This window comes from Streptomyces sp. PL-25, assembly GCF_058344915.1.
In genome coordinates this window covers 1,325,275-1,348,622 of the sequence record NZ_CP136997.1, presented here as the reverse complement: position 1 = coordinate 1,348,622, position 23,348 = coordinate 1,325,275, and the positions used below count along the sequence as shown (strand labels likewise).

General features: G+C 70.9%; 23 protein-coding genes. 21 read left to right on the top strand and 2 right to left on the bottom strand.

The window, feature by feature from the left end; genetic code table 11:
• The first annotated feature begins 65 nt into the window (after positions 1-65).
• Positions 66-656, top strand: a complete 591-nt coding sequence (locus tag R4Z62_RS05975) for a hypothetical protein (RefSeq protein ID WP_491519280.1) — start codon at positions 66-68, stop codon at positions 654-656.
• A gap of 96 nt (positions 657-752) precedes the next feature.
• Here R4Z62_RS05975 and R4Z62_RS05970 read toward each other — a convergent pair whose 3' ends face one another.
• A complete protein-coding gene (locus R4Z62_RS05970) occupies positions 753-1,058 on the bottom strand; it encodes a ferredoxin (RefSeq protein ID WP_398338786.1) in 306 nt (101 codons plus the stop codon).
• 243 nt (positions 1,059-1,301) lie between these two features.
• On the opposite strand from R4Z62_RS05970, the gene arc reads away from it, so the two are divergent.
• The 5 genes from arc (at position 1,302) to prcA (ending at position 7,101) form a co-directional block, all read left to right on the top strand.
• Positions 1,302-3,068, top strand: a complete 1,767-nt coding sequence (gene arc / locus R4Z62_RS05965) for a proteasome ATPase (RefSeq protein WP_064531880.1) — start codon at positions 1,302-1,304, stop codon at positions 3,066-3,068.
• 252 nt (positions 3,069-3,320) lie between these two features.
• Complete coding sequence (dop, locus tag R4Z62_RS05960) at positions 3,321-4,832, top strand: depupylase/deamidase Dop (RefSeq protein WP_355478549.1); 1,512 nt, start codon at positions 3,321-3,323, stop codon at positions 4,830-4,832.
• 190 nt (positions 4,833-5,022) lie between these two features.
• Positions 5,023-5,241, top strand: coding sequence for a ubiquitin-like protein Pup (locus R4Z62_RS05955; RefSeq protein WP_064531875.1), 219 nt, complete (start codon positions 5,023-5,025; stop codon positions 5,239-5,241).
• Positions 5,242-5,392: 151 nt separating this feature from the next.
• Entirely contained in the window at positions 5,393-6,238 is an 846-nt protein-coding gene (gene prcB / locus R4Z62_RS05950) for a proteasome subunit beta (protein ID WP_064531873.1), read from the top strand.
• Positions 6,239-6,297: 59 nt separating this feature from the next.
• Positions 6,298-7,101: a proteasome subunit alpha gene (gene prcA, locus R4Z62_RS05945; RefSeq protein ID WP_491519279.1), complete on the top strand. Its 804-nt coding sequence runs from the start codon at positions 6,298-6,300 to the stop codon at positions 7,099-7,101.
• A gap of 63 nt (positions 7,102-7,164) precedes the next feature.
• Here prcA and R4Z62_RS05940 read toward each other — a convergent pair whose 3' ends face one another.
• Entirely contained in the window at positions 7,165-8,181 is a 1,017-nt protein-coding gene (locus R4Z62_RS05940) for a LacI family DNA-binding transcriptional regulator (RefSeq protein WP_385501073.1), read from the bottom strand.
• Between the two features lie 162 nt (positions 8,182-8,343).
• Between R4Z62_RS05940 and R4Z62_RS05935 the strand changes: the two genes are divergently transcribed.
• The 15 genes from R4Z62_RS05935 to R4Z62_RS05865 all read left to right on the top strand — a co-directional run bounded on the left by R4Z62_RS05935 (position 8,344) and on the right by R4Z62_RS05865 (position 23,282).
• Positions 8,344-9,612, top strand: coding sequence for an MFS transporter (locus R4Z62_RS05935; protein ID WP_491519278.1), 1,269 nt, complete (start codon positions 8,344-8,346; stop codon positions 9,610-9,612).
• Between the two features lie 9 nt (positions 9,613-9,621).
• A complete protein-coding gene (pafA, locus tag R4Z62_RS05930) occupies positions 9,622-10,983 on the top strand; it encodes a Pup--protein ligase (protein WP_026252952.1) in 1,362 nt (453 codons plus the stop codon).
• Between the two features lie 158 nt (positions 10,984-11,141).
• Positions 11,142-12,158 carry an FKBP-type peptidyl-prolyl cis-trans isomerase gene (locus R4Z62_RS05925; protein WP_491519277.1) on the top strand — a complete coding sequence of 339 codons (1,017 nt, stop codon included), beginning with the start codon at positions 11,142-11,144 and terminating at the stop codon, positions 12,156-12,158.
• Between the two features lie 61 nt (positions 12,159-12,219).
• On the top strand, positions 12,220-12,591 hold the full coding sequence (locus R4Z62_RS05920; protein ID WP_491519276.1) for an FKBP-type peptidyl-prolyl cis-trans isomerase: 372 nt from the start codon (positions 12,220-12,222) through the stop codon (positions 12,589-12,591).
• Between the two features lie 122 nt (positions 12,592-12,713).
• A complete protein-coding gene (locus R4Z62_RS05915) occupies positions 12,714-13,691 on the top strand; it encodes a helix-turn-helix transcriptional regulator (protein WP_018570340.1) in 978 nt (325 codons plus the stop codon).
• Positions 13,692-13,709: 18 nt separating this feature from the next.
• The gene (locus R4Z62_RS05910) at positions 13,710-14,801 is read left to right on the top strand and encodes a helix-turn-helix transcriptional regulator (protein WP_491519275.1); all 1,092 of its coding nucleotides are present in this window, start codon (positions 13,710-13,712) and stop codon (positions 14,799-14,801) included.
• Positions 14,798-15,088, top strand: coding sequence for a hypothetical protein (locus R4Z62_RS05905; RefSeq protein ID WP_018570338.1), 291 nt, complete (start codon positions 14,798-14,800; stop codon positions 15,086-15,088). Before R4Z62_RS05910 ends, R4Z62_RS05905 begins: the two co-directional genes overlap by 4 nt.
• Before the next feature lie 54 nt (positions 15,089-15,142).
• Positions 15,143-15,337: a hypothetical protein gene (locus tag R4Z62_RS05900; protein ID WP_018570337.1), complete on the top strand. Its 195-nt coding sequence runs from the start codon at positions 15,143-15,145 to the stop codon at positions 15,335-15,337.
• A 257-nt stretch (positions 15,338-15,594) separates the two neighbouring features.
• A complete protein-coding gene (tatA, locus tag R4Z62_RS05895) occupies positions 15,595-15,888 on the top strand; it encodes a Sec-independent protein translocase subunit TatA (protein WP_018570336.1) in 294 nt (97 codons plus the stop codon).
• 95 nt (positions 15,889-15,983) lie between these two features.
• Complete coding sequence (gene tatC / locus R4Z62_RS05890; protein ID WP_018570335.1) at positions 15,984-16,883, top strand: twin-arginine translocase subunit TatC; 900 nt, start codon at positions 15,984-15,986, stop codon at positions 16,881-16,883.
• A 147-nt stretch (positions 16,884-17,030) separates the two neighbouring features.
• A complete protein-coding gene (locus tag R4Z62_RS05885) occupies positions 17,031-19,883 on the top strand; it encodes a DEAD/DEAH box helicase (RefSeq protein ID WP_064531859.1) in 2,853 nt (950 codons plus the stop codon).
• 376 nt (positions 19,884-20,259) lie between these two features.
• On the top strand, positions 20,260-21,876 hold the full coding sequence (locus R4Z62_RS05880) for a sensor histidine kinase (protein ID WP_491519274.1): 1,617 nt from the start codon (positions 20,260-20,262) through the stop codon (positions 21,874-21,876).
• A complete protein-coding gene (locus tag R4Z62_RS05875; RefSeq protein WP_064531856.1) occupies positions 21,873-22,280 on the top strand; it encodes a roadblock/LC7 domain-containing protein in 408 nt (135 codons plus the stop codon). The genes R4Z62_RS05880 and R4Z62_RS05875 overlap by 4 nt, the downstream gene beginning before the upstream one ends.
• A complete protein-coding gene (locus tag R4Z62_RS05870) occupies positions 22,277-22,681 on the top strand; it encodes a DUF742 domain-containing protein (protein ID WP_064531854.1) in 405 nt (134 codons plus the stop codon). The genes R4Z62_RS05875 and R4Z62_RS05870 overlap by 4 nt, the downstream gene beginning before the upstream one ends.
• Positions 22,662-23,282: a GTP-binding protein gene (locus R4Z62_RS05865; RefSeq protein WP_064531852.1), complete on the top strand. Its 621-nt coding sequence runs from the start codon at positions 22,662-22,664 to the stop codon at positions 23,280-23,282. Before R4Z62_RS05870 ends, R4Z62_RS05865 begins: the two co-directional genes overlap by 20 nt.
• Positions 23,283-23,348: the final 66 nt, after the last annotated feature.

Genomic DNA, 23,348 nt, shown 5'->3' with positions numbered 1-23,348 from the left:
GCACTGTGACGTGTGGCACGATGCTGGCCATCCCACCGGCACAGCCCTCACGGGAGACACTCCTAGTGCAGCACTCCGCCGTCCCGGAACTGGCACACGCGCACACCCGCACCCGCCCCGTCCACTGGGTCGCCACCGCAGCGGCCGTCGCCGGGGTGATCGCCCTCGCCCCGGCCCTGCGCCCCGGCTCCGCCACCGCCGCCCAGCACACCGGCGCCGGCACCCGGACCGAGAGCGCCCCCGTCACCGCCGAGCCCCCCGCCACCACCGGGGTGGCCTTCCCCATCCAGTGCGGTCCGCTCAAGCCGGTGGTCGCCGAGCAGGCCACCGGGGACCTCGACCACGACGGCCGCCCCGAGACCGTGGCCGTGGTGCACTGCGACGGCTCCATGGGCACCCCGCCCGACGCCGTCTACGTCCTGACCCGCGCCCGGGAGACCGGCGCCACGCGCGTGGTGGCCACCCTCGTCGACCCCAAGGACCGGTTCACCGTCACCGACTTCGCCGTCCGCGCGGGCGAGGTGACCGCCACCCTGCTCGGCTACTCCTCGCCCGACGTGCCCAATTGCTGCCCCGACCTGAAGGACGGCGCGAAGTGGCGGTGGCACAACGGCGCGTTCGTCCGCTCCGGACCGCAGCAGTCGCGCAGCGTCTGAGCGGACGAGCGGTCCGGGCCCGTGCGCCGCACGGGGCCCGCGGGACCTGCCGGGGTGTGAGGAATCAGACAACCGCGACGGCGGGCGTCCGGACGGTCACTCAGCGTCCGGGCCGTACACCTCGACCCTGTCCAGAACCCGCCGCACATGGATGCACTCGCCCGGACACTCCCGCGCCGAGTCCACCACGTCCGTGAGAAGCGGCAGCGGCACGGGCGTTGCCGCGCCCTGCGCCTGGAGCAGCTCGTCCCCGGGGCCCTTCACATAGGCCAGCCCGTCGATGTCCAGCTCGAACACCTCCGGCGCGTACTGCGCGCAGATGCCGTCGCCGGTGCACAGGTCCTGGTCGATCCAGACCTCCAGCTCCTCGCCGCCGTCCGCGGTCTGCTGCTGCACGCTCATGTCTCCTGCCGTTTCACGTCGGACCGGACGGGAATCAGGCCAGCTCCGACGGGTGTTGAACGTCTCGACCCTACCTCCGTCCGCTTTCCAATCATGTTCGGTGGGTATTCCCCTGGCGTGAGGGAGAGCGCAAGGGTGAAGATCGGACACACCCCGACAGTCTTTGTGATCTAGGGGTTTCAATCGACACCCACCCAGGTAGGGTCTGGAAGCGTCCAGCTCCCCTTGGAGGAGGTGAGGACCGTGGCAGCCCACGACGACGACATGAACCGCGGCATCCGCCCGGGACGAGGGTCCGACGACCCGGCCGGGCAGATCGCCTACCTTGAGCAGGAGATCGCCGTCCTGCGACGCAAGCTCGCCGACTCTCCGCGGCACACGAGGATTCTCGAGGAGCGGATCGTCGAGCTGCAGACCAACCTGGCCGGCGTCTCCGCGCAGAACGAACGGCTGGCGAACACCCTCCGCGAGGCCCGCGACCAGATCGTGGCCCTCAAGGAGGAGGTCGACCGGCTCGCGCAGCCGCCGGCCGGCTTCGGCGTCTTCCTTCAGTCCAACGAGGACGGCACCGCCGACATCTTCACCGGCGGCCGCAAACTGCGGGTGAACGTCAGCCCCGGCGTCGAGCTCGACGAGCTGCGGCGCGGCCAGGAAGTGATGCTCAACGAAGCGCTCAACGTGGTCGAGGCCATGCAGTACGAGCGCGTCGGCGACATCGTCACCCTCAAGGAGATCCTGGAGGACGGCGAGCGCGCCCTGGTCATCGGGCACACCGACGAGGAGCGCGTGGTGCGCCTCGCCGAGCCGCTGCTCGACGTGACCATCCGCGCAGGCGACGCCCTCCTGCTCGAACCCAGGTCGGGCTACGTCTACGAGGTCGTGCCCAAGAGCGAGGTCGAGGAGCTCGTCCTCGAAGAGGTGCCCGACATCGGCTACGAGCAGATCGGCGGCCTCGGCAACCAGATCGAGATGATCCGGGACGCGGTCGAGCTGCCGTACCTCTACCCGGACCTGTTCAAGGAGCACGAACTGCGCCCGCCCAAGGGCGTCCTGCTCTACGGGCCGCCCGGATGCGGCAAGACGCTCATCGCCAAGGCCGTCGCCAACTCGCTGGCCAAGAAGGTCGCCGAGGTCACCGGCCAGGCCGCCGGCAAGAGCTTCTTCCTCAACATCAAGGGCCCCGAGCTGCTGAACAAGTACGTCGGCGAGACCGAGCGGCAGATCCGCCTGGTCTTCCAGCGCGCCCGGGAGAAGGCCAGCGAGGGCACCCCCGTCATCGTCTTCTTCGACGAGATGGAGTCCCTCTTCCGCACCCGCGGCTCCGGTGTCAGCTCGGACGTGGAGAACACCATCGTCCCGCAGCTGCTCGCCGAGATCGACGGCGTGGAGGGCCTGCAGAACGTGGTGGTGATCGGCGCCTCCAACCGCGAGGACATGATCGACCCCGCCATCCTGCGGCCCGGCCGGCTCGATGTGAAGATCAAGATCGAGCGTCCGGACGCCGAGGCGGCCAAGGACATCTTCGCGAAGTACCTCACCGAGCGCCTGCCGCTGCACGGGGACGACCTCACCGAGCACGGCGGCGACAAGCAGGCCACGGTCGGGGCCATGATCCAGACCGCGGTCGAGCAGATGTACGCGGAATCCGAGGAGAACCGCTTCCTGGAGGTCACCTACGCCAATGGCGACAAGGAAGTCCTTTACTTCAAGGACTTCAATTCCGGCGCCATGATCGAGAACATCGTGGGCCGCGCCAAGAAAATGGCGATCAAGGACTTCCTGGAGAAGGAACAGAAGGGTCTTCGCGTCTCCCACCTGCTCCAGGCATGTGTGGACGAGTTCAAGGAGAACGAGGACCTGCCGAACACCACCAACCCGGACGACTGGGCCCGGATCTCCGGAAAGAAGGGCGAGCGGATCGTCTACATCCGCACCCTCATCACCGGAAAGCAGGGCGCGGACACCGGCCGCTCCATCGACACGGTGGCGAACACCGGGCAGTACCTGTAAAAACAGGGCGGCTGCGGGTGCCCACGCCGGGTACCCGCAGTCGACTGTTTTCCGGGGCCATCGCAGGGAGCGGGCAGAGCAGGTACAGCAGGCAATGACGCAAATGATCTCCCCGTCGGCGCAAAGGCGTTCTAGGCTCTTTCGTACCGCCGGGTCGCGCAGTGCGGGGACGGGCACCGCACAGGCACCCGAGCACCCGCGGTACTTGAGCGCCGCCCCCGACCGGGGGCGCCGCCGGGCAAGGAGGGCCGCATGACCGTACGGCGAGTGATGGGCATCGAGACGGAGTACGGGATCTCCGTCCCCGGTCACCCGAACGCCAATGCCATGCTCACCTCGTCCCAGATCGTCAACGCCTACGCGGCGGCGATGCACCGGGCCCGCCGGGCCCGCTGGGACTTCGAGGAGGAGAACCCGCTGCGGGACGCCCGCGGCTTCGACCTCGCCCGCGAGGCCGCCGACTCCACCCAGCTCACGGACGAGGACATCGGCCTGGCCAATGTGATCCTCACCAACGGCGCCCGGCTCTACGTCGACCACGCCCACCCCGAGTACAGCGCCCCGGAGGTCACCAACCCGCGCGACGCCGTGCTGTGGGACAAGGCGGGCGAGCGGATCATGGCCGAGGCCGCCGAGCGGGCCGCCCAGCTGCCCGGGGCCCAGCCGATCCACCTCTACAAGAACAACACCGACAACAAGGGCGCCTCCTACGGCACGCACGAGAACTACCTGATGCGGCGCGAGACCGCCTTCTCCGACATCGTGCGCCACCTCACGCCCTTCTTCGTCTCCCGCCAGGTCGTCACCGGCGCCGGCCGCGTCGGCATCGGCCAGGACGGCCACGAGCACGGCTTCCAGCTCAGCCAGCGCGCCGACTACTTCGAGGTCGAGGTCGGACTGGAGACGACGCTCAAGCGTCCGATCATCAACACCCGCGACGAACCGCACGCCGACGCGGAGAAGTACCGCCGGCTGCACGTGATCATCGGCGACGCCAACCTCTCCGAGATCTCCACCTATCTCAAGCTCGGCACGACCGCCCTGGTCCTTTCCATGATCGAGGACGGCTTCATCGCCGTCGACCTGGCCGTGGACCAGCCCGTGCGCACCCTGCACCAGGTCTCGCACGACCCGTCCCTCAAGCGGCTGATCACGCTGCGCAGCGGCCGGACACTCACCGCTGTGCAGCTCCAGATGGAGTACTTCGAGCTGTCGCGCAAGTACGTCGAGGAGCGCTTCGGCGCGGACGCCGACGAGCAGACCAAGGACGTCCTGGCCCGCTGGGAGGACACCCTCAACCGGCTGGAGAACGACCCGATGAGCCTGGCCGGCGAGCTGGACTGGGTCGCCAAGCGGGCGCTGATGGACGGCTACCGGCGCCGTGACGGCCTCGACTGGGACGCCGCCCGGCTGCATCTGGTGGACCTCCAGTACGCCGACGTACGCCCCGAGAAGGGCCTCTACAACCGGCTGGTGGCCCGCGGACGCATGCAGCGCCTGCTGGACGAGTCCGAGGTCGACCGGGCCCGCAGGAAGCCGCCGGAGGACACCCGGGCCTACTTCCGCGGCCGCTGCCTGGAGCAGTACGCCGACGACGTGGCCGCGGCCTCCTGGGACTCGGTCATCTTCGATCTCCCCGGACGCGACTCCCTCCAGCGCGTCCCAACCCTGGAACCGCTTCGCGGAACGCGTAATCACGTCAAGGAGCTGCTGGACCGGTGCCGGACGGCGGAAGACCTGGTCAGGGTCCTGTCCGGCGGCTGAGCGGGTACCCGGTCCGGGCAGTGCCGGCCGGAGGGACGGGGTGGAAATGCCCGGCTCCGGGAATCATCGAGATGGCCCCCGCGCGTTGTGGAAACTGCGGGGCCGATGTCGGACCCGGCTTGTAGGGTCTGATCATCACCGAACGGCGGTAATGCCGACCATGTCGGGCGAACTGAGCGGGGTGAGGGTTATGGCAACCAAGGACACCGGCGGCGGGCAGCAGAAGGCCACGCGCTCGACCGAGGAGGTCGAGGAGCAGGCACAGGACGCGCAGGCCACCGACGACCTCAAGGAACGCCAGGAGAAGCTCTCGGAGGACGTCGACGACGTCCTGGACGAGATCGACGACGTGCTCGAGTCCAATGCGGAGGACTTCGTGCGCTCGTTCGTCCAGAAGGGCGGCCAGTAGCACACCCGGCACGAGTCCCGGCACCGGCCCCCGTGAGCGGGCCGGTGCCGGGACGGATGACCGGCGTCGGCACGGGTAGGGTCCGTGCACAGATTTGATGATCGGCTCGGCCGTCCCCGGCGGGGCCGCAGTCTTACGTGGAAGGAATCGCGTGGAAGCCAACACTCGTAGCACCGGGCGTCTACCAGCTGCCTTCCTGACGCCCGGGTCCTCGTCCTTCATGGACTTCCTCTCCGAGCACCAGCCCGAGCTGCTGCCCGGCAAGCGGCAGCTGCCGCCCGCGCAGGGTGTGCTGGAGGCGCCGCACGGCACGACGATCGTGGCCGTGAGCTTCCCCGGAGGCGTCGTGCTGGCCGGTGACCGCCGGGCCACGATGGGCAATGTGATCGCGCAGCGGGACATCGAGAAGGTGTTCCCGGCGGACGAGTACTCCGCCGTCGGCATCGCCGGTACGGCCGGCCTGGCCGTGGAGATGGTCAAGCTGTTCCAGCTGGAGCTGGAGCACTTCGAGAAGGTCGAGGGCGCGCAGCTCTCGCTGGAGGGCAAGGCCAACCGCCTGTCCACCATGATCCGGTCCAATCTGGGCATGGCCATGCAGGGCCTGGCCGTAGTGCCGCTCTTCGCGGGGTACGACGTGGACCGCGGCAAGGGCCGCATCTTCTCCTACGACGTGACCGGCGGCCGCAGCGAGGAGCACGGCTACGCGGCCACGGGCTCCGGCTCGGTCTTCGCGCGCGGTGCCATGAAGAAGCTCTTCCGCACCGACCTGACCGAGGCCGAGGCGACCACACTGGTGGTGCAGGCCCTGTACGACGCGGCAGACGACGACTCGGCGACCGGCGGTCCCGACGTCGCCCGCCGGATCTATCCGATCGTCACCGTGATCACCGATGACGGCTTCCGCCGGCTCACCGACGACGAGTCCTCCGAGATCGCCCGCTCGGTGCTCCAGCGGCGTCTGGAGCAGCCGGACGGACCGCGCGCCGCGCTGCTGTAGCCGCGGCCGGATCTTGCCAGGGTGATCGAGTGACCTCTACAGAAAGGGACGGATAACCGGTGTCGACGCCGTTCTATGTCTCACCCCAGCAGGCCATGGCCGACCGGGCGGAGTACGCCCGCAAGGGCATCGCTCGCGGCCGCAGCCTGGTCGTGCTCCAGTACGCCGACGGCATCGTGTTCGTCGGCGAGAATCCGTCCCGCGCGCTGCACAAGTTCAGCGAGATCTACGACCGGATCGGCTTCGCCGCCGCCGGCAAGTACAACGAGTACGAGAACCTGCGCATCGGCGGTGTCCGCTACGCCGACCTGCGGGGTTACACCTACGACCGGGACGATGTGACGGCCCGGGGCCTGGCCAACGTCTACGCCCAGACGCTCGGCACGATCTTCTCCAGCGCGGCCGAGAAGCCGTACGAGGTGGAGCTGGTGGTCGCCGAGGTGGGGGAGACCCCGGAGGGCGACCAGATCTACCGGCTGCCGCACGACGGGTCGATCGTCGACGAGCACGGCTCGGTCGCGGTCGGCGGCAACGCCGAGCAGATCAGCGGCTACCTGGACCAGCGCCACCGGGACGGGATGACGCTGGCCGAGGCGCTGAAGCTGGCGGTGCAGGCGCTGTCCCGCGACACCAACGGCAGCGAGCGGGAGATCCCCGCCGAGCGCCTTGAGGTGGCGGTGCTGGACCGCACGCGTCCGCAGCAGCGCAAGTTCAAGCGCATCGTGGGCCGCCAGCTGGCCCGGCTGCTGGAGGGCGGCAGCCCGGACATCTCCAAGGACAGCGACGAGCCGGAGGACACCGATGGCGCCGACGGCGCCGAGGGTTCCGGCGGTTCCGACGGCTCCGGCACGAGCGAGAAGTAGTTCCCGCCGTTCCGGTCGCCCCGGCCGGTGTCCCTGAGACGCCGCGGCCGGGGCACCGGCGTCTCAGGAGGCGCCGGGCGGGGCCGTGGAGCCGCGGACGACCAGTTCGACGGGGATGTCCCCGCCGTCGGGCGTACGGCCCTCCAGGACGGCCAGCAGGGCGTGCATGCCGCGGGCGCCGAAGGTCTCCGCGTCCAGCCGGACGGTGGTCAGCTCGGGGTCGATGGCGGTGGCCAGGGCCAGATCGTCCAGGCCGGTGACGGAGATGTCGTCGGGCACGCGCAGCCCGAGCCGGCGCAGCGCCTTGTAGGCGCCCGCGGCCAGCTTGTCGTCGTCGCAGACCAGGGCGGTAGGGCGCGGCCCCGGGGCGCCGAGCGCGGCCTCGGTGGCGGCGTGGGCGTCCTCGATGGAGATCGGGGCGCGGGCGGTGCGCAGCGAGGTGCCGGGCACCGCGGCCAGGCGCGCGGCCAGTTCCCGGGCCCGCGCCTCGAAGGTCCAGGACGGCACGTCGGCCGCGAGGTGCAGGAAGCGCCGGTGGCCGAGGCCGAGCAGGTGCGCGGCGACCTGGCGGACGCCGTCGGCGATGTCCAGGTTCACCGTCGCGGCGCCGAGACTGCCCTCCGGGTCGCTGTCCAGCATGACCAGCGGCAGCTGGTCGCCGCGGATGGCGGTGAGCGCGTCGGCGGCCATGGAGGAGGCGATCACCCCGTCCAGGGCGGCCTGGGCGGAGGCGAAGGGGTTCCTGGCGGGGCCGATGCCCTCGGGGGAGGGATAGAGGACCACGCCGAAGCCGTGCTCGGCGGCGACCCGGGCGGCGCCGGTGTAGACACCGGCGAAGAACTCGGTGGTGAGCGCCGGGACGACCAGGAGCACGGTCCGGGTGTGGCCCAGGCGCAGGTTGCGGGCGGCGAGGTTGGGCCGGTAGCCGAGATCGCGGGCGGCCTCGCGCACCCGCTCGGCGGTCGGCTCCGAGACCCGGCCGCGCCACTTGTCGCCCAGGACCAGGGAGACGGCGGCCTGGGAGACTCCGGCGGCCTGGGCCACGTCGCGGCTGGTGGGCCGGGTGCTTCCTCGTGCCACCGTGCTGCTGCTCCTCTGCCTCGGGCCGCCCGGGTGTCCCGGGTGCGCGTGCGCGCGTGCGGCCGGTCGCGGTCGTCTGGACGGGTGAACAGCGCACATGGTACGTATGGCGACGGAAGTTATACGTAACACTTCCGACGTCTACGTCTTGGAGGACACGCGATGGCCGCGGGATTCGCGGGGTACCTGGAGATCCTCGGGGCGCGGCACGCCGCCCGGCTGCTGGCCGGCACGCTCGTGGGGCGGCTGCCGAACGCCACCGCGGCCATCGCGATCGTGCTGTTCGTGCGCGCGGAGGGGGGCTCGTACAGCCTGGCGGGGGCGCTGGCGGCGGTGTACGGCGTCGCCAACGCCGTGGGCCAGCCCGTCCTCGGCCGCCTGGTCGACCTGTACGGGCAGCCGCGCGTCCAGCTGCCCGCCGCGCTCGCCGCGGGCGCGGCCATGACCGTCTTCGCCTGCGCCGGCACCGAGCCGCCCGCCCTGGCCTGGGCCGCCGTGGCCGCGGCCGGGCTCTTCACCCCGCCCCTGGAGGGCGGCCTGCGCGCCCTGTGGCCCGCCGTGCTGCGCCGCGAGGAGCAGCTGCACACGGCGTACGCCATGGACGCGGTGGCGCAGGAGGTCATGTTCACCGTCGGGCCGCTGCTGGTGACGCTGTGCGTGTCGCTGTGGTCCGCGCAGGCCGCCCTGGTGCTGCTGAACGCCGTGGGGGTCCTCGGCGCGCTGTCGGTGGTCCTCTCGCCGCCCTCGCGGGCGTGGCGTTCGGCGCCGCGCGAGGCGCACTGGCTGGGCGCGCTGCGCTCGCCCGGTCTGCTGGTGCTGCTGGGCGCGTTCCTGTTCGTCGGGATCGCGCTGGGCTCCATCACGGTGGCGGCGGTGCCGTACGCGGACGCGCACGGCGGTGACGCGGTGTACGGCTGGCTGATGGCGGCGCTGGGCCTGGGCGCGCTGGCCGGCGGTGCGGTCTACGGGGCGCGGGAGTGGCCGGGCGCGCCCGAGCGGCGACTGCGGGTGCTGGTGGCGCTTCTGGCGGTGTGTTACGTGCCGCTGACGCTGATGCCGGGCGCGGTGGCCATGGTGCTGCTGACGGTGGTCTCCGGGGTGTTCCTGGCGCCGTGCATCGCCTGCGCGTTCATCATCGTGGACCGGCACGCGCCGCGGGGGACGGTGACGGAGGCGTTCTCCTGGCTGGTGACCACGTTCACCGTGGGCACGTCGGTGGGGACCGGGGTCGCGGGACCGGTGGTCCAGTCGGGCGGTGCGCTGGGGGGATTCGCCCTGCCGGCCGTGGCGGGTGCCGTGTCGCTGCTGGTGCTGCTGGCCACCGGACCGGTCCTCGCACCTCCCGGTGGAGAGGCGGTCGTTGCCGCTTCATCGGAAAATGATCCAAATCGTGCTGCCGAACCCCGTTTCAGCTCGGGGGATCGGGCGTAATGTTCAGTCATGGACCGCCGCATTTTCGGGCTGGAGAACGAGTACGGCGTCACGTGCACGTTCAGGGGACAGCGCCGCCTGTCGCCTGACGAGGTGGCGCGGTACCTCTTCCGCCGTGTCGTGTCATGGGGCCGCAGCAGCAATGTCTTTCTGCGAAACGGCGCCCGGCTCTATCTCGACGTGGGGTCACATCCGGAATACGCCACACCCGAATGTGACAATGTGATCGAACTGGTCACCCACGACAAGGCCGGAGAGCGCATTCTCGAAGGACTCCTGGTAGACGCGGAACGACGCCTGCACGAGGAGGGAATCGCGGGCGACGTCTACCTCTTCAAGAACAACACGGACTCGGCGGGCAACTCCTACGGCTGCCACGAGAACTATCTGGTGGCGCGGCACGGGGAGTTCTCCAGGCTCGCGGACATCCTCATCCCGTTCCTGGTCACCCGGCAGCTGCTGTGCGGCGCCGGAAAGGTGCTCCAGACCCCGCGCGGGGCGGTGTACTGCGTGAGCCAGCGGGCCGAGCACATCTGGGAGGGCGTCTCCTCGGCGACGACCCGCTCCCGGCCCATCATCAACACCCGCGACGAACCGCACGCGGACGCCGAGCGCTACCGCCGGCTGCATGTGATCGTGGGCGACTCCAACATGTCCGAGACGACCATGCTGCTCAAGGTCGGCGCCACCGACCTGGTGCTGCGGATGATCGAGGCGGGCACCGTGATGCGCGACCTCACCCTGGAGAACCCGATCCGGGCGATCCGCGAGGTCAGCCACGACATCACGGGCCGCCGCAAGGTGCGCCTGGCCAGCGGCCGCGAGGCCTCCGCCCTGGAGGTGCAGCGGGAGTACTACGAGAAGGCCGTGGACTTCTGCGAGCGGCGCGGCATCCGCACCGGTGTGGTGGAGCGGGTGCTGGAGCTGTGGGGCCGCACGCTCGACGCGATCGAGGCGGAGGACCTCGACCGGATCGGCACCGAGATCGACTGGGTGATGAAGTACCAGCTGATCGAGCGCTACCGGGCCAAGCACAACATGACCATGTCGAATCCGAGGGTCGCTCAGATAGACCTCGCGTACCACGACATCCACCGCCGCCGGGGGCTGTACTACCTGCTGGAGAAGAAGGGCCGCGCCACCCGGATCTGCAACGACCTGAAGATCTTCGAGGGCAAGTCCGTGCCGCCGCAGACCACTCGGGCGCGGCTGCGCGGCGACTTCATCCGGCGGGCGCAGGAGCAGCGCCGGGACTTCACGGTCGACTGGGTGCATCTGAAGCTCAACGACCAGGCGCAGCGCACGGTGTTGTGCAAGGACCCGTTCCGTTCGGTCGACGACCGGGTCGAGAAGCTGATCGCCGGAATGTGAGCCCGCGGGACCGGCCGGGTCCCGCGGGGTGAGGCACGCGTTCCGCACGAATCACCGGAACGCCACACGGGCGCCGTACGTTTCACGTGCGGCGCCCTTCTCGACCCGTAGAGTTGCGCGCACGCCAACCACAAGATCGACCGATTACGAGGCCCACCGTGCGCCGACGCTCTCTGCTCCTCTTCGCCCCCGCGGGACTGGTCACCCTGGCCGCCTGCGGCAACGACAAGTCCGGCTCGGGCAGCGACGGTGACAGCGCCTCGCAGTCGCCGTCGCCCAGCGCGCCGGCGACCTCGTCGGTCGCGCCACCCCCGAAGATCGTCTCCGGCCCGCTCCCGGCGATCACGGCGGGCACCAAGTTCGGCGAGAAGCCGGCCGTCGCCAAGGGCGGCGGCGCCCCGTCCAAGGACCTCGCGGTCAAGACGGTGATCGCCGGCGGCGGCCGCACCCTCGCGGAGAACGACTACGTGCAGGCGCACTACCTGGGCCAGGTCTGGGACACCGCGAAGGTCTTCGACAACTCCTACGACCGCAAGACGCCCCTGCTCATCCAGCTCGCCCAGGGCACGATCATCGACGGCTGGCGCTATGCGCTGGCCGGCAAGAAGGTCGGCAGCAGGGTCGAGTTCTCGGTCCCGCCGACCTGGGGGTACGGCGCGCAGGGCAACGCCCAGGCGGGCATCAAGGGCACCGACACGCTGGTCTTCGTGGTCGATGTGCAGGACGCCTTCAACTCCAAGAGCTCCGCCAAGGGCAAGGACGTCCCGCAGAACGACGCGAACCTGCCGAAGGTCGGGACGAACACCGACGGCGCCGCGCCCTCCATCGACCTGCCGAAGACGGCGGCGCCCAAGAAGCTGGTCGCGGAGAACGTCATCGAGGGCGACGGCCCGGTCGTCAAGGCGGACAGCACCGTGCTCGTGCAGTACAAGGGCGTGCTGTGGGACGGCGGCAAGGAGTTCGACTCGACGTACAAGAGGAACCAGCTCACGTCGTTCTCGCTCCAGCAGGTCGTCAAGGGGTGGGCGCAGGGCCTGACCGGCAAGAAGGTCGGCAGCCGCGTCCTGATCGTCATCCCGCCGTCCCTGGGCTACGGCGACAACCCGCCGCCGGACAGCGGCATCAAGAAGGACTCGACACTGGTGTTCTCCGTGGACATCCTGGCCGCGATGTGAGCCGTCGGGGATGTAAGACTGTCGCCGTTGCCTTTCCGAGAGACAAGCAGGAGCTAGAGACGTGAGCATCGACAAGCCCGAGATCGACTTCCCGGGCGGCGAGCCCCCGGCGGACCTGGAGATCAAGGACATCTGGGAGGGCGACGGCGAGGTCGCGCAGGCGGGTCAGACCGTCACCGTCCACTACGTGGGCGTCGCCTTCAGCACCGGCGAGGAGTTCGACGCCAGCTGGAACCGCGGCACTCCCTTCCGCTTCCCGCTCGGCGGCGGCCGGGTCATCAAGGGCTGGGACCAGGGCGTGCAGGGCATGAGGGTCGGCGGCCGTCGCCAGCTGACCATCCCGGCCCACCTCGCCTACGGCGACCAGAGCCCGACCCCGGCCATCAAGCCCGGCGAGACCCTGATCTTCGTCGTGGACCTGCTCGGCGTCTGATCATCCCGGTCCGGCCGCCTGGGGCCCATGCCCGCCGGGCATGGGCCCTCGGCTTTGGTCACCGCGCCCCGGAGCGGTACGGTCATCGGCAGTAGGCACCATGAGGAAGGTGACGGGCGTCGATGGCGATTGCCAAGGCCGAGCGGCTGATGAATCTGGCGCTGTGCCTGCTGGGGACCCGCCGCCCGCTCAGCAAACGTGAGCTGCGCGAGTCCATCGAGGCGTATGTCGAGGCGTTCGGGCCCGAGCGGTCCGCCTCCGGGTCCGACGACTCCTTCAACCGCATGTTCGAGCGGGACAAGGACGACCTGCGCGAGCTGGGCCTGGTCATCGAGACCGTGGAGAGCCTGGACGGCGAGATCGGCTATCTGGCGCGCCGGGACAGCAACCGGCTGCCGCCCATCACCCTGGACGCCGAGGAGGCCGCCGCCCTCGGCCTGGCCGCCAAGGTCTGGCAGCAGGCCCGGCTGGCCGGTGCCGCCAGCGGCGCCCTGCAGAAGCTGCGCGCGGCCGGACTGCCCGAGGACGTCGACCCGTACGAGGCGCACAGCGCGCTGGAACCGCGCATCCCCGTGCACGAGGCGGCCTTCGAACCGCTGATGCTGGCCTGCCGCGACCGCCGCCCGGTGCTCTTCGACTACCGCAAGGCCAGCGCCGCCCGCCCCGAGCCCCGCCATGTCGAGCCGTGGGCCCTGGAGTGCTGGCGCGGCCACTGGTACCTGGCCGGGTTCGACCGCGACCGCGGCGCCGAGCGGGTGTTCCGGCTCTCCCGGATCACCGGCAAGGTGCGCTCGCGCGGCGCCCGCTTCACCGCGCCCGTACCGGACGTCGTCACCGTCCGCGAGACCGTCGCGAGCTGGGCCGGGGAGATCGCCGACCGCTCGGCGCGGATCCGGCTGCGCTCGGGCGCGGGGTACCCCCTTCGGGCGAAGGCCACCGTCGTCCGGGAACTCGGCGACGGCTGGGACGAGTTGGAGATCCCGTACGGGCACGGACTGGATGCCTGGCTGGTGGAGTTCGGACCGGACGTGCTGGTGCTGGAACCGGCCGAGCTGCGCGCCGACGTGGTGGACCGGCTGCGCGCCGTGGCCAAGGGCTGAGGGGGAGCGAGCAACACTGTGGAAGGCAAACCGGTCAGGCCCGCGAACGCCATCGACCAGACCCGGCGGATGCTGTCCCTGGTGACGTATCTGAGGGAGCGGCCCGGCGCCCGGATCGAGGACGTCGCGCGCGCCTTCGGCATCAGCGAGGACGAGCTGGTCTCCGACCTCGACGTGCTGCCCATGTGCGGCACCAGCTTCCGCGGCGGCGACCTGCTCGACATCGACACCGACGGCGAGCGCATCTGGTGGCACAACCCCGCCGCGCTCGGCGCCGACGCCGCCGAGCCGCTGCGGCTGGCCGCCGACGAGGCGACCGCCCTGCTGGTGGCGGCCCGCGCGGTGGCGACCCTGCCGGGCCTGCGCGAGAGCGACCGGCAGGCCCTGCTGCGGGCGACCGCCAAGGTGGAGACGGCGGCGGGCGAGGCGGCGGGCGCCAGCTCGCGCCTCTCGGTCACCTTCGAGTCCGAGGGCGGCGTCTTCGCCGACGTCGACCGGGCCATCTCCGAGCGCCGCCGCCTGTGGATCCGCTACTACTCGCCCGCGCGCGACGAGGTCACCGAGCGCGAGATCGACCCCATCCGCCTGGTCAGCGTCGGGCACACGTATGTGGAGGCGTGGTGCCGCCGCTCCGAGGCGCGCCGCACCTTCCGGCTGGACCGCGTCGCCGAGATCAAGATCCTCGACGAGCCGTCGGCGCCCCCGGAGATAGAGCTGCGGGACCTGTCCGAGGCGCTGGTGCAGCCCGCGGCGGAGGACCCCGAGGTCGTCGCGGAGGTCGGTCCCGGCGGGCGCTGGGTCGCCGAGTACTACCCGCACGACAGCGCCGAGGAGCTGCCCGACGGGGGACTGCGCATCACCCTGCGCACCCCCGACCCCGCCTCGCTGCGCCGGCTGGCGCTGCGGCTGGGCCCGGACGGCCGGATCGTGGCGCCGGCCGCGCTGGCCGACAGCGCCCGGGAGGCGGCGCGCGAGGCCCTGGCGGCGTACGACGGCATCGGGGCGGCGGACGCCCCGGGCGCCGCCGGGCGCGCGGGAACGGCACAGGCGGGGCGCGGCGGCTCGGCCGGGCCGGCCCAGGGCGACGACAGGCAGGAGCAGGCGCTGTGAACGAGCCGACGGCAACCGGGAGCCAGGGCATGTCGGTGGCGACGGCCTTCGCCGGGATGCGCAACGTCACACCCGCGCTGTTCCGCGCCTGCTGCCCCGACTGCCGGGCCCGGTTCGAACTCGGCGCGGACGCGCTGCGCCTGGTCGTCGGCGCCACCAGCCGCACCACCTTCTACTCCTTCACCTGCCCCGAGTGCGCCGCCACCGTCCGCAAGCCGGCCGGGGAGCGCATCGTGGAGCTGCTCACCGGCGGCGGGGTCAGGACCCTGCGGCTGCACGCCGTCTGAGACCGCCGGGCGGCCGGTGCAAAGACGGTCCGCGGACCGTCTAGGCTCAGGGGCATGGTGTGGCCGATGATCGCGGTAGCTGCGGGGTTCGTGGGACTTGTCGTCCTCGGTGTGCTGGCGGTCCGGGTTTTCCTGGAGGCGCAGCGCCTCGGTCGGCAGGTGTCGGACTCGGCGCGGCGCATCAGCAGGGCGGCCGAGGATCTGGAGCGGGCGACGGTGAGCGCGGCGCGCGCAGCCGACTCCCTGTGAGAAGGACCGGGAACTCCTGTGAGGTCCCGAACGTCACTTCTGGTGGAGCGCTGCGGCCTGTACCCACGCTGGTCCGGCTGGGTACGCTCTACGCGCGGCCCGGGAAACGAGGCACGGTCCGCACGGCACGAGTACACGTGGGGATGGTCTCGCGTTCATCCCCGGGCGATACGATCGCTGTCAGCACGATGGCCAGACACCTGTCCGTCCCGTCGGGCAGGCCCAGCCGCCCCGCCTCAGTGAGAAGGTGAAGACTGATGTTCCGCAACGCACTCGAGCCGTGGCACCTGGTGCTGTTGATTCTCGTGATCGTCCTCGTGTTCGGTTCGAAGAAGCTTCCGGACATGGCCCGTTCGCTCGGCAAGTCCGCGCGCATCCTCAAGAGCGAGGCCAAGGCGATGAAGGGCGAGGGCAAGGCGTCCTCGACCGCCGCCCAGCCGGCCGAGGAGGAGCAGGCGCAGCAGGCCCAGCGCACGATCCAGGCGGCCCCCGGTGAAGTGTCCACCTCCCGCCCGGTCGGTGAGCCGACGGACACGACCACCCAGCGCTGACGCGAGGACCGGGACCTTCTCCGGTCCACTGCACGAGATGAGGAAGTGGGTTGCTCAAACCTGCCCTTAAAAAGGAGAGGGATCCCGAGGGGCGCATGCCGCTCGCGGACCACTTGCGCGAGCTGCGCAACCGGCTCGCGAAGGGTGTCCTGGCGATCCTCGTCGTGACGGTGGCGGCGGCCTTCTACTACAAGGACATCACCGACTTCATCACCCGGCCGGTGCTGGACTCCATCGGATGCCCGGACTCGTTCGGGAATCTGGCCAAGTCGAAGGACGTGCACTGCGCGCACCTCACCGTCAGCGGCCTGCTGGCGCCCTTCACCCTGGCCCTGAAGGTCGCCCTGACGACGGGCATCGTGCTGGCGTCGCCGGTGTGGCTGTACCAGCTGTGGGCGTTCGTGGCGCCCGGTCTGCACCGCAACGAGAAGAAGTACGCCTACGCCTTCGTGGCGTTCGGCTTCCCCCTCTTCCTCGCCGGCGGCTACCTCGCCTACAACGTGCTGCCGACGACGGCGAAGTTCCTGATCGACCTGACGCCCAGCAACGCCGAGAACCTGCTGCCCCTGGACGACCTGCTCGACCTGAGCATCCGCATGGTCGTCGTCTTCGGCCTCGCCTTCGAGATGCCGCTGCTGCTGATCATGCTCAACCTCACCGGTGTGCTGTCCGGCCGGCGCATGCTCGGCTGGTGGCGCGGCATGATCGTCGGTATCGCGGCCTTCGCCGCCGTGGCGACGCCCAGCCCGGACCCGGGGACCATGCTGTCCCTCGCGGCACCGATCTGGGGACTGTTCTTCATCGCCGTGGGCTTCTCCATGCTGAACGACCGCCGCAAGCAGCGGCGCGCGGGAGGCGGCCTGTCCGACGACGAGGCCTCCGACCTCGACCTCACGCCCGAGGACATCGGCGAGATCGAGCCCGTCGGCGCCGGCCGGTCGGTGCCCGAGCAGTCCGGCCCCGAGCGGGTCAACGGCTACGACGACGTGACCTGACCCCGGCCGCACCTGACCCCGGCGGCCGCAGGCGTCCGCGAGGGCCGGCCCCTCGCCCCGCGAGCGGCCGGCCCTCGCGCGTGCCGGGGGGCCGGTCAGGGCCCGGCCGCCCGGGGCGGGACCCGGCAGGTCGGGGCGATCGGGATAATGATCGTCCTGTTGTCGGTGCGGCCCGGTACGCTCGAAAGCACGATGACTCAGGACCTCTCACCGGCCGAGCGGTACGCGGCAGCGCGCAGGCGAGCTGCCGAGCAGGCCACCGCGCTCGCGGGTTTCCGCGAGATGTACGACTTCGGCCTCGACCCGTTCCAGATCGAGGCCTGCCAGGCCCTGGAGGCGGGCAAGGGCGTGCTGGTCGCCGCGCCCACCGGCTCCGGCAAGACGATCGTGGGCGAGTTCGCCGTCCATCTCGCCCTTCAGCAGGGCAAGAAGTGCTTCTACACGACCCCCATCAAGGCGCTGTCCAACCAGAAGTACTCCGACCTGTGCCGCCGCTACGGCAGCGACAAGGTGGGCCTGCTCACCGGCGACAACAGCGTGAACTCCGACGCCCCGGTGGTCGTGATGACCACCGAGGTCCTGCGGAACATGCTGTACGCGGGCTCCCAGACGCTGCGCGGCCTCGGCTATGTGGTCATGGACGAGGTGCACTACCTCTCCGACCGCTTCCGCGGTGCCGTCTGGGAGGAGGTGATCATCCACCTGCCCGAGTCGGTGACGCTGGTGTCACTGTCGGCGACCGTGTCCAACGCCGAGGAGTTCGGTGACTGGCTGGACACCGTCCGCGGCGACACCGAGGTGATCGTCTCCGAGCACCGCCCCGTCCCGCTGTTCCAGCACGTGCTGGCCGGGCGCCGGATGTACGACCTGTTCGAGGAGGGCGAGGGCCACAAGAAGGCCGTCAACCCCGACCTCATGCGCATGGCCCGGATGGAGGCCAGCAGGCCGTCGTACCAGGACCGCAGACGCGGCCGGAACATGCGCGAGGCGGACCGCGAGCGCGAGCGCCGCCAGCGCTCCCGGATCTGGACGCCGGGCCGCCCCGAGGTGATCGAGCGGCTCGACGCCGAGGGCCTGCTGCCCGCCATCACCTTCATCTTCAGCCGCGCCGCCTGCGAGGCCGCCGTCCAGCAGTGCCTGTACGCGGGTCTCAGGCTCAACGACGAGGAGGCGCGGGAGCAGGTCCGCGCCCTCGTCGAGGAGCGCACCGCCGCCATCCCGCGCGAGGACCTGCACGTCCTCGGCTACTACGAATGGCTGGAGGGCCTGGAGCGCGGCATCGCGGCCCACCACGCCGGCATGCTCCCGACCTTCAAGGAGGTCGTCGAGGAGCTGTTCGTGCGGGGCCTGGTCAAGGCGGTCTTCGCCACCGAGACCCTGGCCCTGGGCATCAACATGCCGGCCCGCTCGGTGGTCCTGGAGAAGCTCGTCAAGTGGAACGGCGAGCAGCACGCGGACATCACCCCCGGCGAGTACACCCAGCTCACCGGACGGGCCGGCCGCCGCGGCATCGACGTCGAGGGGCACGCGGTGGTGCTGTGGCAGCGCGCCATGAACCCCGAGCACCTGGCGGGGCTGGCGGGCACGCGTACGTATCCGCTGCGCTCCAGCTTCAAGCCGTCGTACAACATGGCGGTCAACCTGGTCGAGCAGTTCGGCCGGCACCGCTCGCGGGAACTGCTGGAGACCTCCTTCGCGCAGTTCCAGGCGGACCGCTCGGTCGTCGGCATCTCCCGGCAGGTGCAGCGCAACGAGGAGGGCCTGTCGGGCTACGAGGAGTCGATGACCTGCCATCTCGGCGACTTCACGGAGTACGCGCGACTGCGCCGCGAGTTGAAGGACCGGGAGAACGAACTGGCCCGCCAGGGTGCCACCCAGCGGCGGGCCGAGGCCGCCGTGGCGCTGGAGAAGCTCAAGCCCGGTGACGTCATCCATGTGCCCACCGGCAAGTTCGCGGGCCTGGCGCTGGTGCTGGATCCGGGGCTGCCGGCCGGCCGCTCCCACGGACACCGCGGCTTCGATCACCAGGACGGCCCGCGTCCGCTGGTGCTGACCGCCGAGCGCCAGGTCAAGCGGCTGGCGGCCATCGACTTCCCGGTGCCGGTGGAGCCGCTGGAGCGGATGCGGATCCCGAAGTCGTTCAACCCGCGCTCCCCGCAGTCCCGCCGCGACCTGGCCTCCGCGCTGCGCACCAAGGCCGGGCACATCCCGCCCGAGCGGCACCGCAAGCGGCGTTCGCAGGCGGTCGACGACCGGGAGATCGCCCGGCTGCGCACCGCCCTGCGGGCCCACCCGTGCCACGGCTGCGACGACCGCGAGGACCACGCCCGCTGGGCCGAGCGCTACCACCGGCTGATGCGGGACACCCGGCAGCTGGAGCACCGCATCGAGGGCCGCACGAACACCATCGCGCGCACCTTCGACCGGATCGTCGCGCTCCTGACCGAGCTGGACTATCTGCGCGGTGACGAGGTGACCGAGCACGGCAAGCGCCTGGCCCGGCTCTACGGCGAACTCGACCTGCTCGCCAGCGAATGCCTGCGCGAGCGGGTGTGGGAGGGCCTGGGTCCGGCCGAACTCGCCGCGTGCGTCTCGGCGTTGGTGTACGAGGCGCGGGCCGCCGACGACGCCATGGCGCCCAAGCTGCCCTCGGGCCGGGCGAAGGCCGCGCTCGGGGAGATGGTGCGCATCTGGGGCCGTCTGGACGCCCTGGAGGAGGACTTCCGGATCAGCCAGACCGAGGGCGTCGGCCAGCGCGAGCCCGACCTCGGCTTCGCCTGGGCCGCGTACATGTGGGCGTCGGGCAAGGGCCTCGACGAGGTGCTGCGCGAGGCGGAGATGCCGGCCGGCGACTTCGTGCGCTGGTGCAAGCAGGTCATCGACGTCCTCGGGCAGATCTCGGCGGCGGCTCCCACGGAGGACTCCACCGTGGCGAAGAACGCGCGCAAGGCGGTCGACGGCCTGCTGAGGGGAGTGGTCGCCTACTCGTCGGTCGGGTGAGTCCACCCGTCCCGGGGCCCTGGGGCGTGACGGTGTGCGGTCGGTCCGCGCGCGGTCACGCCCCAGGGCCTTTTCTCACCCGTCCCGGTGACGGGCCGTCGTATGCCCGTACGTCGTCACGGTCGGTGTTCGAGTGAATCCGCGGCGTGCGAAACGGCCGAGGGTACTCCAGTCTCCCGGCCCGTTTCAGGCGGTTGCCGAAGATGACACGGCGTTGATCCGGTCGGACTAAGCTCGCCCGCAGCGCACCGAGTTGATGGGTATTCGTGCGTTTGTTCCCCAATGTTCCCCATGTTCCAAGGTGCGGCAGTTCGCCGACCCACCCGGCCCGACGCTGCCCCGAACCACCCCCGCCGATTCATCTCAGAAGGCTTACATGGTGAGTGTCCAATCGCCTCCCGGCAGCCGCGAACTTCCCCGCGCACGCGTGCTGCTGCTCCCGGTCATACTGATGGCGGCGGCCACCGGCGCCGCCGTCGCCCTGGTGGCGGACCCGGCCCGCCTCGCCGTGGGCTGCTGCGGCGCCCTCGCCACCCTCCTGGTGCTTCTCGCGGCCGCCGAAGCGGTGCGCCGCGGCCGCACCGTACGCGAGCAGCGGGCCGAGCACGCCCGGCAGACCGACTACCTGAAGCGGCGCATCGCCGGCCACGACGAGGAGATCTCCTACCTGGCCTCGGAGATCCTCCCGGCCGCCGTCGCCTATCTGCGCGCCAGCCACACCCCGCGCGAGGTCATGCGCGACCTCATCGACGGCGACCCGGAGTGGTGCCGGATCCCGGAGCCGCAGCGCGCGGTGGTCCGCATGATCCTCAAGATCGTGGACCAGGAGGAGTCCATGCGGGACTCCACACAGCGCTCCTTCGTCAGCATCGCCCGCCGGGTGCAGGCGATCGTGCACCAGCAGGCCAAGGAACTGCGGGAGATGGAGGAGGACCACGGCCGCAGCCCCGAGGTCTTCGACGACCTGCTGCGCATCGACCACGGCACCGCGCTGATCGGCCGCCTCGCCGACTCCATCTCCGTCCTCGGCGGCGGCCGCCCCGGCCGCCAGTGGCCCAACCCGGTCACGCTCTACAGCGTGCTGCGCGGCGCCATGTCCCGGATCCTGGAGTACCGGCGCATCGAGCTGCACTCCATCGCCAAGGTCAACATCAAGGGCACCGACGTCGAGCCGGTCATCCACGCCGCCGCCGAACTCCTCGACAACGCCACCCGCTACTCGCCCCCGCAGACCAAGGTGCACGTGACCGCCGTGGAGGTGCAGAGCGGCGTCGCCATCGAGATCGAGGACGGCGGCGTCAGCCTCAACGAGGAGTCCCGCGCCCGGATCGAGAAGATGGTCGAGGCGGCCAAGGCCGGGGTCGACCTCCAGGAGCTGGCCGAGAGCCCGCGGCTCGGCCTCGCCGTCGTCGGCCGCCTGTGCACGGCGTACAAGATGCAGGTCTCCCTGCGGGCCTCCGCGTACGGCGGGGTCCGCGCCGTCCTCGTCGTGCCCAGCGACATGATGACCACCGATCCGGCCCCCGGGCTCGCCCACGGCATCGGCGCCACCTCCATCCCGCGGCCCGGCGAGGACGCCGTCGAGGGACCCAAGCGCGCCCCCAAGAAGCGCCGCCCCACCAGCCCGCGCATTCCCGCCTCGGTCCCGATGGAGGACGAGGTCCCCGAGGTCACCGAATGGACGCCGGGCGGCCTGCCGCAGCGCCGCAGCCGGGTCAAGATCCCGCTCAGCCAGCGCATCGCCGAACAGGTCGCCGCCGAACGGGCCGAGCAGGAGGGCGGCTCCGTGTGGAGCACGCCCCGGGCCGCCGTCCGCCGGCCCGCGCAGCAGGAGACCGAGCCCGGCCTGTGGGTGGAGGCGTTCTGGGACGGCCTGAAGAAGGACAACCCGGGCCCGGACCCGACCGCGTTCACCCAGGACCCGACCGCGTTCCTGCACCTGATCGAGAAGCCGGCCCGTGACGGAGCCGACGACGAGGGGGACCTCAAGTGATCCAGCAGCGTGCCAACTTCGACTGGATGCTCAAGGAGCTGAACGACGGCGTACCGGGCATCGAGATGATCGTGGTGCTCTCCGCCGACGGCCTGCGCATCGCCCGCTACGGCGGTGACCCGGACGCGGCCGACCGGGTCGCCGCGGCCTGCGCGGGGCTCCAGAGCCTGGCCGGCGCCGTCGCCGTCGAGATCCCCGACAGCGACGGCCGGATGAAGCTGGTCATCATCGAGATCGACGGCGGCTACTTCTATCTGATGTCCGCCGGGGCCAACGCCTATCTGGCCGTCCTCGCCGACATCCGCACCGAACCCGGCATGATGAGCGCCCGGATGCGCGATCTCGTGGTCCGGATCGGGGCCCACCTGACCAGTCCGCCCCGGCGCGGTGGGCAGACCGTATGACCCCTCCGCGACGCCAGAGGCGCTACCCCGCACACGAACCGCCGCCGCCCAGACCCGCCAGGCAGGGCGAGGAGAGGAACCCGGAGCGGCTGTACGTCGTGGCCGGCGCGGGCGAGGACGGTGCCCGCGCCGCCCTCGACCTGGTGACCCTCGTGGTGGCGCGCGCCGAGCCGCCGCCGTCCGCCACCCCCGAGCAGGCGGCGCTGCTGCGGCTGTGCACCGCCCCGCTGTCCGTGGCCGAACTCTCGGCCTACCTCAACCTGCCGTTCAGCGCGATGACGGTCCTGATCACCGAGCTGCTGACGGCCGAACTGGTCCAGGCGCGCGCCCCGATCGTGCGCCAGGCGGTCCCCGACCGTTCCCTCCTCGAAGCGGTGATGCATGGACTTCAACGGCTCTGACACCCTCCCCGGCCCGCGCACCGGTGACCATCTCCCGCACACGGCCCAGGCCGCGGTGAAGATCGTCATCGTCGGCGGGTTCGGGGTCGGCAAGACGACGATGGTGGGCTCGGTCAGCGAGATCAGGCCGCTGACCACCGAGGAGACCATGACCCAGGCCGGGATCGGGGTCGACGACGACTACGGCTCCGACTCCAAGACGGCCACCACCGTCGCCATGGACTTCGGGCGTATCAGCATCACCGACCAACTGGTGCTCTACCTCTTCGGCACGCCCGGTCAGGAACGCTTCTGGTTCCTGTGGAACGGCCTGTTCGAGGGGGCGCTCGGTGCGGTCGTCCTGGTCGACACCCGCCGCCTGGAGGTCAGCTTCGACGTGATGGGCCGGCTGGAGGAGCGCGGCGTGCCCTTCGTGGTGGCCGTCAACTCCTTCCCGGACGGTCCCCGTTACCCGATCGCCGAACTGCGCACGGCGCTGGACCTGTCGGAGGAGATCCCGATGGTCGAGTGCGACGTACGCCGCCGGGCCTCCAGCCGGGACGTGCTGATGACCCTCATGCGCTTCCTGCACTCCCTGGCCATGACGGGCCCGCGCACCTGAACGGCCCGTGACACTCCCGGCTCGCCCGGCTCTCTTCCGCCCTCTTCTGTTCCCTTCCGCCCCCTT

Bases quoted from the DNA above. Each gene is read 5' to 3' on its own strand.
- R4Z62_RS05970 (WP_398338786.1), bottom strand. From the start codon at position 1,058: ATGAGCGTGCAGCAGCAGACCGCGGACGGCGGCGAGGAGCTGGAGGTC.
- dop (WP_355478549.1), top strand. From the start codon at position 3,321: ATGACCGTACGGCGAGTGATGGGCATCGAGACGGAGTACGGGATCTCC.
- R4Z62_RS05955 (WP_064531875.1), top strand. From the start codon at position 5,023: ATGGCAACCAAGGACACCGGCGGCGGGCAGCAGAAGGCCACGCGCTCG.
- R4Z62_RS05935 (WP_491519278.1), top strand. From the start codon at position 8,344: ATGGCCGCGGGATTCGCGGGGTACCTGGAGATCCTCGGGGCGCGGCAC.
- pafA (WP_026252952.1), top strand. From the start codon at position 9,622: ATGGACCGCCGCATTTTCGGGCTGGAGAACGAGTACGGCGTCACGTGC.
- R4Z62_RS05915 (WP_018570340.1), top strand. From the start codon at position 12,714: ATGGCGATTGCCAAGGCCGAGCGGCTGATGAATCTGGCGCTGTGCCTG.
- R4Z62_RS05900 (WP_018570337.1), top strand. From the start codon at position 15,143: ATGGTGTGGCCGATGATCGCGGTAGCTGCGGGGTTCGTGGGACTTGTC.
- tatA (WP_018570336.1), top strand. From the start codon at position 15,595: ATGTTCCGCAACGCACTCGAGCCGTGGCACCTGGTGCTGTTGATTCTC.
- tatC (WP_018570335.1), top strand. From the start codon at position 15,984: ATGCCGCTCGCGGACCACTTGCGCGAGCTGCGCAACCGGCTCGCGAAG.
- R4Z62_RS05885 (WP_064531859.1), top strand. From the start codon at position 17,031: ATGATCGTCCTGTTGTCGGTGCGGCCCGGTACGCTCGAAAGCACGATG.
- R4Z62_RS05880 (WP_491519274.1), top strand. From the start codon at position 20,260: ATGGTGAGTGTCCAATCGCCTCCCGGCAGCCGCGAACTTCCCCGCGCA.
- R4Z62_RS05870 (WP_064531854.1), top strand. From the start codon at position 22,277: ATGACCCCTCCGCGACGCCAGAGGCGCTACCCCGCACACGAACCGCCG.
- R4Z62_RS05865 (WP_064531852.1), top strand. From the start codon at position 22,662: ATGGACTTCAACGGCTCTGACACCCTCCCCGGCCCGCGCACCGGTGAC.